1 protein-coding gene is annotated in these 674 nt (G+C 58.0%); it reads left to right on the forward strand.

The window, feature by feature from the left end:
- A partial coding sequence (locus MPC4_RS19130; RefSeq protein WP_174513933.1) for a sulfatase-like hydrolase/transferase occupies positions 1–394 on the forward strand: 394 nt, incomplete at its 5' end.
- Positions 395–674: the final 280 nt, after the last annotated feature.

Here is a 674-nt window from a genome sequence, read left to right on the forward strand (position 1 = left end):
GAGCATAGTGAATGCCTATGACAATGCAGTGCTCTACACCGACCATGTTCTGGGGCAGGCTGTAGCCTTTCTCAAGCGCCAGGAGAGCCGCTTCGATACGGCGATGCTCTACGTGTCCGACCACGGCGAGTCGCTGGGCGAGAAAGGGCTGTTTCTTCACGGCTTGCCCAGGGCGATTGCACCTGACGAACAGACCAAGGTACCCATGGTTTGGTGGTTGTCGGACGGCTTCAAGGAGAGTCGCATGATCAACAGCGATTGCTTGAAAGAAAAATCCCCGGCCGCCCTGTCGCATGACAACCTCTTTCACTCTGTACTTGGGCTACTGGGTGTGTCGACTCAGGTCTATGAGCAGGGCCTGGACATTTCAGCGGCCTGTCGGCCGATTGGTTGAGAAATATAAGTCCTCAGCACCTAGGGGCCCTTGCTTCAATGCCGCGCCTGTCGATCAGCGTCCTTCGGCTCCGGGATCGCATTTTTGTCAGCATTCCGTGACTCTCTTCGCGCCGGACGATGGAGCGTCAATCGAGTACAGCATGAGCGTTCACTCCATACCGCGCAGTCTGGCACCGCCCGAGCGATTCCGCTCGTAGATGGCGGTCTGGGCTTTAGATCCATTCCTGGCGGACCCCAGCAACCGCAGGCGTTTCGAGCAGTTGCGGCTGCTCCAGCAG

This window comes from Methylocella tundrae (genome assembly GCF_901905185.1).
Lineage (GTDB): Bacteria > Pseudomonadota > Alphaproteobacteria > Rhizobiales > Beijerinckiaceae > Methylocapsa > Methylocapsa tundrae.